The sequence below is a fragment of the Planococcus sp. BI3 genome (genome assembly GCF_056680115.1).
Genome location: NZ_CM155266.1, coordinates 152,070 through 167,763, shown reverse-complemented (window position 1 = coordinate 167,763; position 15,694 = coordinate 152,070). Strand labels below are relative to the sequence as shown.

15 protein-coding genes are annotated in these 15,694 nt (G+C 49.9%); 3 read left to right on the top strand and 12 right to left on the bottom strand.

Annotated features, from left to right (window positions below):
• Positions 1–18: 18 nt before the first annotated feature.
• The 3 genes from AC1MEO_RS00835 to AC1MEO_RS00825 all read left to right on the top strand — a co-directional run bounded on the left by AC1MEO_RS00835 (position 19) and on the right by AC1MEO_RS00825 (position 3,487).
• The gene (locus tag AC1MEO_RS00835; RefSeq protein ID WP_480333751.1) at positions 19–1,683 is read left to right on the top strand and encodes an Rqc2 family fibronectin-binding protein; all 1,665 of its coding nucleotides are present in this window, start codon (positions 19–21) and stop codon (positions 1,681–1,683) included.
• 289 nt (positions 1,684–1,972) lie between these two features.
• Positions 1,973–2,794 carry a transporter substrate-binding domain-containing protein gene (locus tag AC1MEO_RS00830; RefSeq protein ID WP_480335992.1) on the top strand — a complete coding sequence of 274 codons (822 nt, stop codon included), beginning with the start codon at positions 1,973–1,975 and terminating at the stop codon, positions 2,792–2,794.
• A 12-nt stretch (positions 2,795–2,806) separates the two neighbouring features.
• On the top strand, positions 2,807–3,487 hold the full coding sequence (locus AC1MEO_RS00825) for an amino acid ABC transporter permease (RefSeq protein ID WP_480335990.1): 681 nt from the start codon (positions 2,807–2,809) through the stop codon (positions 3,485–3,487).
• 45 nt (positions 3,488–3,532) lie between these two features.
• On the opposite strand, the gene AC1MEO_RS00820 is transcribed toward AC1MEO_RS00825, so the two are convergent.
• From AC1MEO_RS00820 to AC1MEO_RS00765, 12 genes are all read right to left on the bottom strand, one after another.
• Complete coding sequence (locus AC1MEO_RS00820; RefSeq protein ID WP_480333750.1) at positions 3,533–3,943, bottom strand: VOC family protein; 411 nt, start codon at positions 3,941–3,943, stop codon at positions 3,533–3,535.
• A 98-nt stretch (positions 3,944–4,041) separates the two neighbouring features.
• Positions 4,042–4,323, bottom strand: coding sequence for a TIGR04104 family putative zinc finger protein (locus AC1MEO_RS00815; RefSeq protein ID WP_480333749.1), 282 nt, complete (start codon positions 4,321–4,323; stop codon positions 4,042–4,044).
• Positions 4,323–4,619, bottom strand: coding sequence for a hypothetical protein (locus tag AC1MEO_RS00810; RefSeq protein WP_480333748.1), 297 nt, complete (start codon positions 4,617–4,619; stop codon positions 4,323–4,325). Before AC1MEO_RS00810 ends, AC1MEO_RS00815 begins: the two co-directional genes overlap by 1 nt.
• Positions 4,620–5,960: a D-serine ammonia-lyase gene (locus AC1MEO_RS00805; RefSeq protein ID WP_480333747.1), complete on the bottom strand. Its 1,341-nt coding sequence runs from the start codon at positions 5,958–5,960 to the stop codon at positions 4,620–4,622. It abuts the gene before it with no gap.
• A 197-nt stretch (positions 5,961–6,157) separates the two neighbouring features.
• Positions 6,158–6,787 carry an orotate phosphoribosyltransferase gene (pyrE, locus tag AC1MEO_RS00800; RefSeq protein WP_480333746.1) on the bottom strand — a complete coding sequence of 210 codons (630 nt, stop codon included), beginning with the start codon at positions 6,785–6,787 and terminating at the stop codon, positions 6,158–6,160.
• Entirely contained in the window at positions 6,784–7,473 is a 690-nt protein-coding gene (gene pyrF / locus AC1MEO_RS00795) for an orotidine-5'-phosphate decarboxylase (protein ID WP_480333745.1), read from the bottom strand. Before pyrF ends, pyrE begins: the two co-directional genes overlap by 4 nt.
• Positions 7,470–8,384 (bottom strand): dihydroorotate dehydrogenase, encoded by a 915-nt coding sequence (locus AC1MEO_RS00790; RefSeq protein ID WP_480333744.1) that lies wholly within the window; start codon positions 8,382–8,384, stop codon positions 7,470–7,472. The genes pyrF and AC1MEO_RS00790 overlap by 4 nt, the downstream gene beginning before the upstream one ends.
• Positions 8,381–9,148: a dihydroorotate dehydrogenase electron transfer subunit gene (locus AC1MEO_RS00785; protein ID WP_480333743.1), complete on the bottom strand. Its 768-nt coding sequence runs from the start codon at positions 9,146–9,148 to the stop codon at positions 8,381–8,383. The genes AC1MEO_RS00790 and AC1MEO_RS00785 overlap by 4 nt, the downstream gene beginning before the upstream one ends.
• Positions 9,145–12,333: a carbamoyl-phosphate synthase large subunit gene (gene carB / locus AC1MEO_RS00780; protein WP_480333742.1), complete on the bottom strand. Its 3,189-nt coding sequence runs from the start codon at positions 12,331–12,333 to the stop codon at positions 9,145–9,147. The genes AC1MEO_RS00785 and carB overlap by 4 nt, the downstream gene beginning before the upstream one ends.
• A complete protein-coding gene (locus tag AC1MEO_RS00775) occupies positions 12,326–13,423 on the bottom strand; it encodes a carbamoyl phosphate synthase small subunit (RefSeq protein ID WP_480333741.1) in 1,098 nt (365 codons plus the stop codon). Before AC1MEO_RS00775 ends, carB begins: the two co-directional genes overlap by 8 nt.
• Positions 13,420–14,697, bottom strand: a complete 1,278-nt coding sequence (locus AC1MEO_RS00770; protein ID WP_480333740.1) for a dihydroorotase — start codon at positions 14,695–14,697, stop codon at positions 13,420–13,422. Before AC1MEO_RS00770 ends, AC1MEO_RS00775 begins: the two co-directional genes overlap by 4 nt.
• Before the next feature lies 1 nt (position 14,698).
• The gene (locus tag AC1MEO_RS00765) at positions 14,699–15,568 is read right to left on the bottom strand and encodes an aspartate carbamoyltransferase catalytic subunit (RefSeq protein WP_480333739.1); all 870 of its coding nucleotides are present in this window, start codon (positions 15,566–15,568) and stop codon (positions 14,699–14,701) included.
• Between the last annotated feature and the right edge of the window lie 126 nt (positions 15,569–15,694).

The following is a 15,694-nucleotide window of genomic DNA, read 5'->3' as shown; positions in this document are numbered from 1 at the left end:
TTGAAAGAGGGATATTTAATGGCATTTGATGGATTATTCACAAAATCGATGACAAGCGAACTGCAACAGCTGGTCACCGGCAGGATTTCAAAAGTTCATCAGCCCAACCAGCTTGAACTGCTTCTACATATACGCGCCCAAGGAAAAAACCATAAGTTATTGATTTCAATCCACCCGTCTTATTCACGGATCCATTTGACGGCCGCGGCAAACGTCAATCCGTCAGAACCGCCGATGTTTTGCATGCTGCTTCGCAAGCATATCGAAGGCGGCGTCATCACAGAGATTTCCCAATACGGGATGGACCGCCTGATCATGCTGAAGATCAAAGCAAAAAATGAAATCGGCGATGACATTGAACGCGAGCTGCATGTCGAAATGATGGGACGGCATTCCAATGTCATCCTGATCGATGCAGAGCGGACGATGATTCTCGACAGCCTGAAGCATTTGCCGCCAAGCGTCAATTCATTCCGCACCATTCTTCCTGGACAGCCGTATATCTTCCCGCCGTCCCAGGAGAAAAAAGATCCGTTTGGAGCCATCGAAGAGTTGGCCGCTACAGATCCAAAAGAAATCGTCGGCCAATTTTCCGGCTTTTCTCCATTGAATGCGCGTGAACTTGCGTTTCGCCTGGAAGCTTCAGAAGACAAATCCGAAACCGCCAAGGCATTTCTGGCGGATTTCCTTAAGACCCAACCGACAGGCCATTACGTGGAGCATGACGGCAAAAGTTTCTTTTCTGCCACTCCGCTGACACATATCGGAGTGAGCGGACTGGAATTCCCGACGCTCGCCGAACTGCTCGACCGGATGTATTATGCCAAAGCTGAACGCGACCGCGTCAAACAGCAGGCAGGTGATTTGGAAAGATGGCTGCAAAATGAAATCTCCAAGCTGAAACTCAAGCTGAAGAAATTGAAGAAAGAGCAGGACCAGGCAGAAAAACGCGAACTGCTCCAATTAAATGGCGAATTGATCATGGCCAACCTTCACCGCATCACCAAAGGCATGAAGGAAATCGAAGTCGACAATTATTACAACGATGAAAAAGTGACCATCACGCTGGATCCGCGCAAAACGCCGATCGACAATTCGCAGCGCTATTACTCGCGCTACCAGAAAGCGAAAACCGCAGTCGTCAAAACCGAGGAACAAATCAACAAGACCACTGAGGACATCGAGTATTTCGAGACTTTGATGTCACAGGTCCAGCAGGCCGGCATTTCCGATATCGAGGAAATCCGTGAAGAATTGGCTGAGCAAGGCTTTATGAAAGCGCAAAAGTCGAAGAAAAAGAAAAAACCGACAAAACCTTCTGTGGAAGCTTACGTGTCTTCTACCGGCACACCGATCTCTGTCGGTAAAAACAACAAGCAGAATGATTATGTAACATTTAAAGTAGCATCTAAATCTGATACTTGGCTGCATACCAAAGATATTCCAGGGTCGCACGTCATCATCCACGACAGCAATCCAGATGAGACGACGATCCTGGAAGCAGCCACCATCGCCGCTTATTTCAGCAAAGCGCGTGAGTCATCGTCTGTACCCGTCGACTATACCGAGGTGCGCCAGGTGAAAAAACCAAATGGCTCAAAGCCAGGATTTGTTATTTATTTTGAACAGAAAACGGTATTCGTCACACCCGATGAAGAACTGGTCATTAAATTGAAGAAATAATTTTAAATAGGGGCTGTCCCAAAAGGTCATCAAAAATGACTTATGGGGACAGCCCTTTTGCTACGCTTAAAGTGGCTGTTTATCTTTGCAGCGGCCCATTTTGGTGAAGCAAAACCAGTTTTTTTAAAAGACTCTTTTTTGTTTACATAATAAATATATATGAAACTGAAAGAGTTTTCTCACAAGTTGAGCTCAACCCGTTGCTCAACCCACCAGTAAATGCTATGTTCTTAAAGGACTTAAATTTAAGGGGGCTTTACACGTGTATACATATTCCACAAAAAACAAAATGCTTTTGGCTACCGGTGCCATTGCAGCCTTACTGCTGGCAGGATGTGGCAGCGAAGAAAGCAAAACCGAGGAGAACAAAACAGCTTGGGATGAAATTCAGGAAAAGGGATCATTGACCGTTGCCACTTCCGGAACCTTGATTGCCACTTCTTTCCGTGATGCAGATTCTGATGAACTGACGGGCTTTGAAGTGGAAGTGGTACGGGAGCTCGGCGAACGCTTGGAGCTTGACATCGACTTTACGGAACTTGGATTTGATGAAATGCTGACAAGTGTCAATACAGGGCAGATAGATATTGCCGCCAATGATATTGAAATCACTGAAGACCGCGCGGAAGAGTTCATCTTTTCGACGCCGATCAAACATTCATACGGCACAGCGGTTGTCCGAAAAGACGATTTATCCGGCATTGCAAGCCTTGAAGATTTGGAAGGCAAGAAAGCAGCCGGAGCTTCCACATCGATCTACATGGAAATTGCACGCGATTACGGTGCAGAAGAAGTGACTTATGACAACGCCACCAACGAAGTGTATTTACGCGACGTGTCAATCGGACGCACGGATGTCATCCTGAATGATTATTATTTGTCGACATTCGGGGTTGCGGCTTTTCCTGAGCTGAATATCACCATCCATCCGGATATCAAATATGCACCGTCTGAGGTCGGCCTTGTCATGAACAAAGACAATAATGAGCTTGCGGAAAATGTCAATAAAGCATTGGAAGAAATGCTTGAAGACGGCACCATCACTGGAATCTCCGAAGAATTCTTCGGCGGCGCGGATGTTTCTGTCAAACCTGATATTGAAGAAAATTAAGCAGGAGGTTGTCTGATGAATGACATTGAATGGGGATTGCTTTTTGACCCTGCCTTAGCCATCGAATCCCTGCCCTATGTATTGGAAGGAATCGGCTATACGTTATTGATTTCCATGGTCAGTATGGTTCTTGGCATCGTCATCGGCTTTTTCCTGGCCCTCGCCCGCACATCCCGGTTGCATATCCTGCAATTTCCGGCCCGCCTGTATATTTCGTTTATGCGAGGCGTCCCGATTCTGGTCATCCTGTTCTTGCTGTATTTTGCCCTGCCGGTCATCGGCATCGAATTTACAGCTGTGCAAGCTGCGTTGATCGGCTTCACCATCAATAGTGCAGCTTATATTGCCGAAGTGTTCCGGTCTTCACTGGCATCGGTTGATAAAGGCCAATGGGAATCCTCCACCGCACTTGGATTGACCTACTGGCAGGCCATGCGCCGCATCATTCTTCCACAATCTATACGGATTGCGGTTCCGCCTTTATCGAATGTCTACCTGGACCTGATCAAAGCCTCTTCTTTGGCTGCCATGATCACCGTTCCAGAGATTTTCCAGAAGGCACGGATTGTCGGCGCCCGTGAATATGATTTGTTGACTATGCTGATTCTGGTGGCATTGATCTATTGGGCCATCTGTTCTGTGATGACCATTCTGCAGAACTATCTTGAAAAACGCTATGCAGATTATCTATAAAGAAAAAGGCATCCGGGACAAAATCTCCCGGATGCCTTTTTGTGTTCATCCCGTTGCTTCTTCAGCCATATAAATAATTTCCCACATATGGCCGTCCAAATCCTTGAAACTCTTGAGGTACATAAATTCATCATCCATTTTTTCACTTGCTTGTTGGGCACCTGCTTTGAACGCAGCGTCAACCAGTCGATCCACTTCTTCTTTGCTGTTTGCCGAGATGGCCGTGATCACTTCAGCGCTGCTTGCGGTATCGGCAATTTCCCTTTTTGAGAAACTCTTGAAAAAATCTTCGGTCAGCAGCATCCCGTAAATCGAAGGCCCGATAATCATGCATGCGCCTTTTTCATCTGTCATCTGTTCATCAAACCCAAATCCAATTTCTTCGAAAAAAGCCTTGGACCGCTCCAGATTCTTCACCGGCAAATTGACGAAAATATGGCTGGATTGGACACTCATGTTTTCTCCCTCCTTTCCTTTGATTTTGTTATTACCATTATTCGCCCCCAGATTCAAATATCCTGCAAAATAAAAAAGATCCCCACAATGAGGATCTTTCAGGCAAGCCGGTACCGCATTATCGACGGCAGCATCAATAAAACTGCAGGCATTATGACCAACACACTAATGAAAAAACCCCATGTACCCGCAAAAGGCGGAAGAACATTCAATACAAAAAGGGGTCCCACCAGCATTAATGAAGCCATAATGCGTGATAGGAATTGGACTTTATGGAGCTTGCCGCAACCGGGACAGGCGATGGGTTTGTATGCAAGCCATAATGATTTGCTGATTTGCTTCCAGGTAAATGGCGTCTGGCAATCTACACATCGCTGCATCAGTTGCCGGCCTTCAATTCATCCACGTATTGCTTTGCTTCCAGCAAAGACCAGCCGAACTCCTGTCTTGTACGCTTGACGGCTTCGACCATTTTCCCTTTTTGCAGAAGTTCCCGAAGTTCTTCATTGATATCAGGCTCTGCTATTTTTTGGCCTTGCGTAGCGTGTTGGAGAAGTTTCTCCACATGCCTGATTCTGGTTTCCAAGGCTTTTACCCGCTGTTCCGTAGCATTGTAAAAGATGTAGCCAAACACTAGAACGGCTCCAACTATAATCAGTATCCAAGAAGAATCCATTTACTCAGCACCTCTCAAATAGGTTTTGCCGCGTTGATAAAACCCGTCCATTTCCTCTTTCGGCACCAAAGCGCCGCCTGTTGACCAGACGACGTGGGTCGCAGCCGACATTGGGATTTTATTCGTTTCAGCGTATTCAGTTGGCTGAATTTCCAGTGGACCCAGCAATCCCGCAGTAGCAGATGGTTCGACGAAGATGCCTTCACTGTCCGCCAGCAGCGCCAATAATTTAAACAGATCCTGATCTTCCACCGTGTAGATGCCGCTGACAGTTTTTTCGCTGATGCCAGACGCAAAGCTCGAAGGCCTGCCGACTGCCAACCCGTCCCCTTCCGTCACATTGTCGATGCCGAAATCCTGGACGCTGACCTTGTCTTTTTCGCCGGTCATCAAGCCGATCAGCACTGCGGGCGAATGCGTCGGTTCCACGAAAAAGCAATGGACTGCGTCGCCAAAGACCTGGCGCAGACCGAACGCAATTCCTCCGGGAGCTCCGCCCACTCCGCACGGCAGGTAAACAAAGAGCGGATGCTCGGCATCCACTTGGATGTCCGCATTATCCAACTGCTGTTTGAGGCGGAACGCAGCGACGCTATAGCCTAAAAACAAGTGTTTAGACTTTTCGTCGTCGACAAAATAAGCATCCGGCTTGCCGAACGTCTCTTCGCGCCCCGACAAAATCGCTTCGCTGAAATCCCCTTCAAACTCCACAACTTCCGCCCCTTTTTCACGGAGCAAGTCTTTTTTCCACTGCTTGGCATCTGAAGACATATAGACGGATACCTGGAAACCGAGCTTGGCGCTGATGATGCCGATGCTGAGGCCCAAATTCCCCGTGGAGCCTACGCCAATGGAATACTGGTTGAAAAATTGCTTGAACCGCTCGGATGAGAATTGCTCGTAAGATTGTCCAGCTTCCGACAAGCCGGCATCCATGGCCAATCTTTCTGCATGATGCAGCACTTCGTAAACGCCGCCGCGTGCTTTGATGGATCCCGCTATCGGCAATTCATTGTCGCATTTCAAGAAAAGCCTGCCCGGCAGATTTCTGCCATAGTTGGCGATGAGCTGCTCTTTCATTTCAGGAATTTCACGCAATGGCGATTCGACAATCCCTTTTGCCGCTGTCGTGTCGTCAAATTCAGCTGCCAGGTAAGGCGCAAACCGCTGCCATAACTGTTCTGCATCTGTCATATCCTCCAGATCCACTGGCAGACCGGACATATCAGCCATCTTTTGAAGATTCGGATTCAGCCAGACTACCGGCTCTAAACGAATGATGTTGTTCAACAGTGGATAGTTTTCGATCCAGCTATTTAATTGCTGCTGTGGAATAGTCATAAAAATCCCCTTTCAGTCGTTCGTGCTATCAGTTTCATCATACAGGACAGCCAAATAAAATTCATCCTCATGAGGCATTTGTATCTATGGCAGTCGGACAGTCGGTTAAATTCTCTGTTGATGGACAACTAGAAATTGATTGTCGATAGTCCAACACTCCATTGACAAGCGGTATATAAAAACAGCCGACCCAAAGGTCAGCTGTTTAAGGTTCCTGCTTTTAACTTTTCATGCCAATCAGCGAGCATCGGCATATCTTCTTCATTGATGGCACCTGTATTCAATGCCTGTTCGACCAAAGCCGGAAAATCCGTCAGTGTGTGGAAGGTGTATCCAGCCCCTGTGATTGCTTCGATCGACTGCGGCAAATCGTAGGTGAAGATCGCCACAATGCCCAGCACGTCAAAGCCTGCCGCTTCGAGTGCCTGTGCCGCCTGCAACACCGATCCGCCTTTGGAGATCAGGTCTTCCACCACCACCACTTTTTTGCCTGGCTCCACTTTGCCTTCAATCATATTTGTCTGGCCATGTTCTTTCGCTTTGGAACGCACATAGACCATCGGCAATTCAAGCAGATCGCTGACCCAGGCAGCATGTGGGATGCCTGCAGTCGCCGTTCCAGCAACCACTTCGCATTCCGGATAGAACTCTTTGATCGTTTCCGCTAATCCCGCGGCAATGTCTTTTCGCACTGTCGGATAAGACATCGTCAAGCGGTTATCGCAGTAAATCGGTGATTTGACGCCGGACGCCCATGTAAATGGATCCTGCGGACGCAGCTCCACCGCTCCGATGGATAATAAATGGTTTGCAATTTCATTTTTCAAGATTGTCCACTCCATTCTGCTGCAATCTGTCTGTAGCTTTCTGATGGATTCGCCGACTTCGTAATGGCTCGTCCGACCACAATATGGCTGGACCCTTTTGCACGCGCTTCTTCAGGTGTCGCCACCCGTTTCTGATCATCAGCTGAAACTTCTGCCGGACGGATGCCTGGTGTCACACACAGGAAATCCGGACCGCAGACCTTTGTGATTGCTTGGGCTTCAAGTACGGAGCAGACTACGCCGTCCAGTCCCGCCTTCATCGCCCGCTTCGCATAGTGCAGCACCGATTCTTCAAGACTGACATAAACGAGTTGGTCTTCATGCATTTCTTCTTCATTCGTCGAAGTCAGCTGCGTCACAGCGATGAGTTTTGTGTCACTGCCTGCCAACCCGCGTTTTGCGGCCTTCATCATTTCCAGCCCGCCAGCGGCATGGACATTGACCATATCCACACCCAGTTTGGACAAGCCGCGCATAGCGGATTCCACCGTGTTCGGGATGTCGTGCAGTTTCAGGTCCAGGAAAATGTCATGTCCCAATGACTTGATGTAACGGATCAGTTCCGGCCCTTCCTGAAAATAAAGCTCCATGCCTACTTTTACAAAAAGCGGCTCGGAAAACTGAGCGAGAAACTCCTCTACTTGTTGTTTTGATGCAAAGTCTAAAGCAATGATGGGTTTATTCACAGACGGTGGCTCCTTCCGACAAGTTGTTCGACTGAATCAAATCCAAGTTCATGCAAACGTTCCGGCAGTTGCCCGATGATTTCAGGGCAGACAAAGGGATTGACGAAATTGGCGGTTCCGACAGCTACGGCGCTGGCGCCTGCTGACAGGAAGTCGATGACATCATCCACATTGGTGACGCCGCCCATGCCGATAATCGGCAATTTGGTGTGCTTGCTGACTTCATAGACCATCCGCAACGCCACCGGTTTGATGGCGGGGCCGGACAGCCCACCTGTAATATTGGCGATGATCGGACGTCCGGTTTTGGTGTCCATGCGCATGCCAAGCAGCGTATTGATCATCGTGATGCCATCCGCTCCGCCTTCTTCTACCGCTTTGGCGATTGAAACAATGTCTGTGACATTCGGCGACAATTTGATGTAGACAGGGACCGAAGAAACTTCTTTCACTGCGCGCGTCAACTCGCGGGCAATGTCAGGGTCTGTTCCGAATGTGATGCCCCCAAGTTTAACGTTCGGACAGGAAATATTGATTTCCAGCGCATGGACATTCGGCGCCTGTGAAATGGCTTTCGCGACTTCCACATAATCTTCAGTCGTGGTGCCGGCTACGTTGGCAATGATCGGCACGTCGTATTGTTCGAGCCACGGCAGTTCCTGGCCGGCCACTTTTTCAAGTCCCGGATTCTGCAGGCCGATGGCGTTCAACATGCCGGATGCCGTTTCCGCTACGCGCGGCGTCGGATTGCCGAGACGCGTTTCAACGGTCGTCGCTTTGATCATGATGGCGCCGAGCTGCGACAAGTCATACAGCTGCGCATACTCTTTGCCGAAACCGAAACAGCCGGATGCCGGCATGATCGGATTCTTTAAATGGAGTCCTGGAAGTTTAACTGTTAAATCTGTCATGAAATCACCACTCCTGCTGGAAATACCGGTCCATCTGAACATACCTTGATGTAATCCGTTTCGCTTTTCGTTGTCCGGCAGACACAGGCAAAGCATGCCCCGATGCCGCAGCCCATCCGCTGCTCATAGGATAGGAAACCTTTTTTCTGCGGATAAGCCCATTGCACCGCTTCCAGCATCGCCGTCGGCCCACAGCTGTAATACGTATCGAAATCAGTCGGCAGTTCATTGAGGATATGCGTCACGAAGCCTTGCGTGCCATGAGAGCCGTCGACTGTGGCGATATGTGTGTCGCCGAGTGCCCGGAACTTGTCTTCATAGAAGACAGCCTGCTTGCTTTCAAACCCTAAGATATGGACGGTTTCAATGCCGCTTGCGTTCAATTGTTTCGCCAGTTCGTACAATGGCGGCACACCGATTCCCCCGCCGATCAAATACGCTTTTTTCTGGGCTTCTTCCACGGGAAAGCCGTGGCCAAGCGGGCCCAGGACATCCAGCGTGTCGCCTGGTTTCTTTTCTGAAAGCAACCCTGTTCCCCGTCCTTCCGCCCGGTAGATCATGGTGAATTGGGAAGCTTCCAAATCAATGGATGCTACCGAAATCGGCCGGCGCAGCAACGGTTCAAAGCTGTCTGCCACACGGATATGGACAAATTGCCCCGGTTCTGCCATTTCATTGGCCAAGCTGCCCTGTAGAGTCAGTTCAAAAATATGCTTGGCGATTTCCTGCTGCTTAATGACTTGCATACGTTCTTGTTTGATCATACACCTGCCCCCATTTCTTCAGCTGAGAAGGTCATGGATTCGATGACGCGCAGCATTGCTTCTGCCGTATCCAGTGAAGTCAGGCAAGGAATGCCGTTCTCGACCGATTCGCGGCGGATGCGGAAACCGTCACGCTGCGGCTGCTTGCCTTTGGTCAAAGTGTTGATGACAAGCTGCGTGTCGCCGTTTTGGATGACATCCAGCAAGGTTTTGCCTTCTGAACCGATTTTGCCGATTGGTGCAACGGCAATCCCTGCTTCTTCGAAGGCTTTCGCTGTGCCACCGGTCGCCATGATCTGGTAGCCGATCGCTTTAAAGCGTTTCGCTAAGCCGACTGCTTCTTCTTTGTCTTTGTCCGCTACTGTCAACAGCACCGTTCCGTGGTCTTTGACTTCCATGCCGGCTGCTGCCAAGCCTTTGTACAACGCTTTTTCAAGTGTCGTGTCTTTGCCCATGACTTCTCCGGTGGATTTCATTTCAGGCCCAAGCGTGATGTCAACTCGGCGAAGCTTCGCGAAGGAGAAGACCGGTACTTTGACAAAAACACCTTTTGAAATTGGTGCAAGGCCTGGTGTAAAGCCTTGGTCGACAATGCTTTGCCCCAAGATCGCTTTTGTCGCGATATTGGCCATCGGGATGGAGGTGATCTTGCTCATGAAGGGCACGGTCCGGCTAGAGCGCGGATTGACTTCAATCACGTAGACTTCACCTTTGGAAATGACGTACTGGATATTCAGCAAGCCGATGATGTTCAGCCCTTTGGCCAGGCGCGTCGTATAGTCGACCAGTGTATCCAATAATTCCGTCGAGATGTTTTGCGTCGGATATACCGCGATCGAGTCGCCCGAATGGACGCCTGCGCGTTCGATATGCTCCATGATGCCTGGAATCAGCACGTTTTCTCCATCCGAGATGGCATCCACTTCGATTTCGATGCCTGTCAGGTAACGGTCGACCAGCACCGGATGTTCCGGGCTTGCTTCCACTGCATGCTCCATATAATACTCTAAATCTTCTTCGTTGTAGACGATTTCCATTGCACGTCCCCCGAGGACATAAGAAGGGCGGACCAAGACCGGATAGCCGATGTCAGCTGCAATGATGATCGCTTCTTTCGCGTTGACAGCCGTTTTGCCTAAAGGCTGCGGAATGCCAATTTCGTGCAGGGCGGCTTCGAATTTATTGCGGTTTTCAGCCCGGTCCGTATCCTCCAGTGAAGTTCCCAGGATCTTGACGCCGTTCTGTTCCAGTTTCTCCGCCAGATTGATCGCTGTCTGCCCGCCGAACTGGACAACGACGCCTTTCGGCTGTTCCAGGTCGACAATGTGCATGACATCTTCAATCGTCAAAGGCTCGAAATAGAGTTTGTCTGATATCGAGAAATCCGTCGAGACGGTTTCCGGGTTGTTGTTGACGATGATCGCTTCATAGCCCGCTTCTTTGATGGCCCAGACGGAATGGACTGTGGCGTAATCGAATTCGACTCCCTGGCCAATGCGGATTGGGCCTGATCCGAGTACGATGACGGATTCTTTGTCCGTTTTCACCGATTCGTTTTCATCTTCGTACGTGCCGTAGAAATAAGGCGTTTCGGATTCGAACTCTGCAGCACATGTATCAACCATCTTATAGACCGGCATTAATTTGTTTTCTTTGCGCCAGTTGTAAACTTCCTGCTCGGTCGTATTCCAAAGCTTCGCAATCGTCCGGTCCGCAAAGCCCAGGCGCTTCGCACGTTTGGCTGTGTCGTAATCGAAAGCCGCGTTTTTCAATACTTCTTCATATTTGACGATGTTTTCGAATTTTTTCAGGAAGAATAAATCGATTTGGCTCCATTCGTTGATGGTTTCAATCGTCACCCCGCGGCGCAGCGCTTCGCCGATAAAGAACAGACGCTCATCTCCTGCGCGGCAGATGCGTTTTTGAATCCATTCATCGCTCATGGCATCGGCATTTTTGAGCTCCAGGTGGAATTGGCCTGTTTCCAGTGAACGCACCGCTTTCAGGATCGATTCTTCGAACGTGCGGCCCATGGCCATCACTTCTCCTGTCGCTTTCATCTGGGTGCCCAAATTGCGTTTTGCCGCTTCGAATTTATCAAACGGCCAGCGCGGGATTTTCGTGACAACATAGTCCAGTGCCGGTTCGAAAGCGGCGTAAGTCCGGCCGGTGACCGGGTTCATCATTTCATCCAATGTCAGGCCGACTGCGATTTTGGCAGCCAGTTTGGCGATCGGATAGCCCGTCGCTTTAGAAGCCAGTGCAGAAGACCGGCTGACACGCGGATTTACTTCGATGATGTAGTAATTAAAGCTGAATGGGTCGAGTGCCAGTTGCACGTTGCAGCCGCCTTCAATTTTCAGCGCACGGATAATTTTCAATGACACATTGCGCAGCATCTGGTATTCCCGGTCCGACAAGGTCTGGCTTGGCGCCACGACAATCGAATCGCCTGTATGGATGCCGACCGGATCGATGTTTTCCATGTTGCAGACGACAATCGCTGTATCGTTCTTATCGCGCATCACTTCGTATTCGATTTCCTTGAAGCCGGCAATCGATTTTTCCAGCAGGCATTGCGTCACTGGACTATATTTCAAGCCGCTCGCAACGATTTCCTTCAATTCTTCGTAATTGTGGCATATCCCCCCGCCTGTGCCGCCTAAAGTGAAAGCCGGGCGGACGATGACCGGATAGCCGACACGTGCGATGAATTTCTCCGCTTCAGCCATGTTGTGGATAATATCCGAATCCGGAACCGGTTCCCCGAGTTCATTCATCAACGTTCTGAAAAGGTCACGGTCTTCCGCTTTATGGATCGCTTCGAGCTTGGTGCCCAAGATTTCGATATTCAATTCGTCCAGAATGCCCGATTCGTCAAGTTCAATCGCCATGTTCAATCCCGTTTGGCCTCCGAGTGTCGGAAGCAGTGCATCCGGACGCTCTTTGCGCAAGATGCGGCTGACGAATTCCAGTGTGATCGGTTCGATATAGACTTTATCTGCAATTTCGGTATCCGTCATGATGGTCGCCGGATTCGAGTTGATGAGGATGACACGGTAGCCCTCTTCCTTCAATGCCAGGCAGGCCTGTGTTCCTGCATAGTCAAACTCCGCTGCTTGTCCGATGACGATAGGTCCGGATCCGATTACGAGTATACTTTGAATATCTTGTCTTTTAGGCATGTTGTTGCTCCTTTCGAGTTGCGTTCATGACATCGATAAAACGGTCGAATAAGTAGTTCGAGTCTTCCGGGCCCGGTGAGGATTCCGGATGGTACTGGACAGTGAAAGCAGGAAAATCCAAATGTGCCAGCCCTTCATTCGTTCCGTCGTTCAATGCGCTGTGCGTCACTTTCAGGCGTGTGCCTTGCAGTGTTTCTTCATCTACCGCATAGCCATGGTTCTGGGAGGTGATTTCAATTTTTCCGGTGACCAGGTCACGGACCGGATGGTTGCCGCCCCGGTGGCCGAACTTCAGCTTGAAAGTATCTGCTCCACAGGCTCTTGCGAATAATTGGTGGCCGAGGCAGATGCCGAAAATCGGAACTTCCCCAAGCAGTTCGCGGACCACTTCCACACATTCTTCTACATCTTTTGGATCTCCAGGGCCATTCGACAGCATGACGCCGTCCGGTCCCCACGCCAGTATTTCTTTAGAAGAGGTGTTATATGGTACGACGATCACATCACAGTCACGATTATTGAGCTCGCGCAGGATGCCGTGCTTCATGCCATAATCAATCAGCACCACACGCTTGCCGCGGCCTGGGCTTGGATAAGGGCGTGCGGTTGAAACCTGTGCCACTTGATTTCTTGGCAGTTCTGTCGACTGAAGGGTCTTCACGACTTCATCAACTTTGACGTCTTCGCCTGCTGCAGTCAAAACGCCTTTAATGGCGCCTTTTGAGCGGATCAGGCGCGTCAATTTACGTGTATCGATACCGGAGATCCCGGGAATATCTTTGATTTTAAAAAGTTCATCGAGCGTTGCTTTATTTCTGAAGTTGGATGGGAATTCAGCAATTTCACGGACCACCATTCCTTTAACTGCCGGTTCGATCGATTCGAAATCATCGCTGTTGATGCCGTAATTGCCGATCAGCGGATAAGTCATGGTGACAATCTGTCCACAATAAGAAGGATCTGACAAAATTTCCTGGTAGCCGGTCATACTGGTATTAAAAACGATTTCCCCTACTGAAGCACCTTCGCCTCCGAATGCTGTTCCTTCAAATACCGTACCGTCTTCTAAGATCAAATAACGTTTCATCAATTTGTCTCCTCCTGCCATACGATTTCTCCACCAAAAATAGTCATCACGGGCCAGCCCTTACAATTCCAGCCGTCAAACGGTGTGTTTCTGCCTTTCGATAAAAACCCATCTGCGTCGATGGCCTGCTGTTTTTCCAGATCCAGTAATACCAAATCCGCAGTTTGGCCCAATGCCACTGTACCATACGGCAAGTTGAAGGTTTCGCTCGGCTTGATGGTCAGCCAGTCGATCAATTGCTGCAGCGTCCATGTGCCGGTTTCTACAAACTTGCTGTAGAGCAGCGGAAACGCCGTTTCAAATCCGACAATCCCGAACATCGAACCGTTCATGCCATTGGTTTTCTCTGCCGCTGTGTGCGGGGCATGGTCTGTTGCAATAAAGTCCAGTGTTCCGTCAAGCAAGCCTTCGTGCAGCGCCTGCCAGTCTTCTTTGGCGCGGAGCGGCGGGTTCATCTTGTAGTTCGCGTCGTCTGCCGGAATATCGTCTTCTGTCAACAGCAAGTGATGCGGCGTCACTTCGGCGGTTACGCGAACGCCTGCGCGCTTTGCATCGCGGATGACTCGGACCGATTCTTTCGTGCTGACGTGGCAGACATGATAGTGTGCGCCTGCCGCTTCTGCAAGCAGGATGTCGCGCGCGATGTGCACTGATTCTGCAATCGATGGAATCCCTTTCAGCCCAAGTTCTTTGCTGCGCTTGCCTTCGTGCATGACGCCTCCGTAAATCAGGCTGTTGTCTTCGCAGTGCGCCACGACCGCCATATCGATTTTTGCTGCATCCTGCATCGTTTCGTACATCATGCCCGCCTCTTGGATGCCCACTCCGTCATCGGTGAAAGCGAAAGCCCCGTTTTCTTTCAGCTCCTGCAAGTTCGTGCGTTCTTTCCCTGCTTCCCGGATGGTGATGGAAGCATACGGCAAAACCCGGATAAGCGCATTTTTTTCGATCAATCCGTTGACCAGCTGCAGATTTTCTTTCGTATCGGGAACAGGCCGCGTGTTCGGCATGGCGCAGATGGTGGTGAAGCCGCCTTTTGCTGCTGACTTTGTCCCGCTTTCGATCGTTTCTTTCTGCTCGCCGCCCGGTTCACGCAAATGCACGTGGACATCGACAAATCCTGGTGCGATCATCCGGCCTTTGCCGTCAATTTCCGCTTCGCCGTTCACTTTCAAGTCTGTTCCGATTTCAGCGATTTTGCCGTCCGAAATGCGGATAGTGGTTGGAGCAAGTTCTCCGTTTTGCAGCATGTTTACGTTTTTGATGAATAAATTCAAGTTAATCTCTCCCTTTCAATGCGTATTCAAGTACTGCCATCCGGACAAATACTCCGTTAGCCATTTGTTTAAAAATTCGTGAGCGTTCGCATTCGACGAGGCAATCTGCAATTTCCACGCCTCGGTTGATCGGTGCCGGATGCATGATGATTGCGCCGTCTTTCATCTTCTTCTCGCGTTCAATCGTCAAGCCAAACTGCTCATGGTAATTATCTTTCGAAAAGAGGGCCGATACTGCGTGGCGCTCATGCTGAACCCGGAGCATCATCACCACATCCGTCTTTTCAATAAAGTCGTCCAGGTGTTCGGATGACTCATACTCTCCGCTCCATTCTGCTGGACAGATGAAAGTCACTTCTGCCCCCAATTTCTGAAGAGCTGCTGCATTTGATTTTGCTACGCGGCTGTGTGCGATATCCCCGACGATCGTGACGTGAACCCCTTCGATGCGCCCGAACTCCTGGTAGATCGTCATCAAGTCCAGCAGGGACTGCGTCGGATGCTGACCCGATCCATCTCCTCCGTTGATGACCGCTACATTGCAGCCTTCCAGCTGCTGGTAGTATTCCTCTTCTTCGTGGCGGATGATGACCGCGTTTACGCCGATTGCTTCCATTGTCTTGACCGTGTCATACAGCGTCTCGCCTTTCAGGATGCTGGAAAAAGCTGTTTCAAACGGCAGGACAGCCAGCCCCAGTTTATGTTCGGCCATCTCAAAGCTCATCTTGGTCCGTGTGCTCGGTTCGAAAAACAGATTAACGACTGTACCATCGATTGGCGCCTTTTCCCCGCGCTGAAATTCTCCAGCCCGCTCCAGCAAGCTCATGATCGTTTTGTTTTCCAAGTTGTTCATGGATAGTAAATTCGGCAAAATCATCTCATCCTTTCATCCCTCAGACAAAAAAAACACCTTCCCAGGGGCAGGAAGGTGTGAGGAAAGAAGGGTAGCGTCCACCCCAATCTTCAACCCTTTCCATGCCTCTCTGGACATTCATTA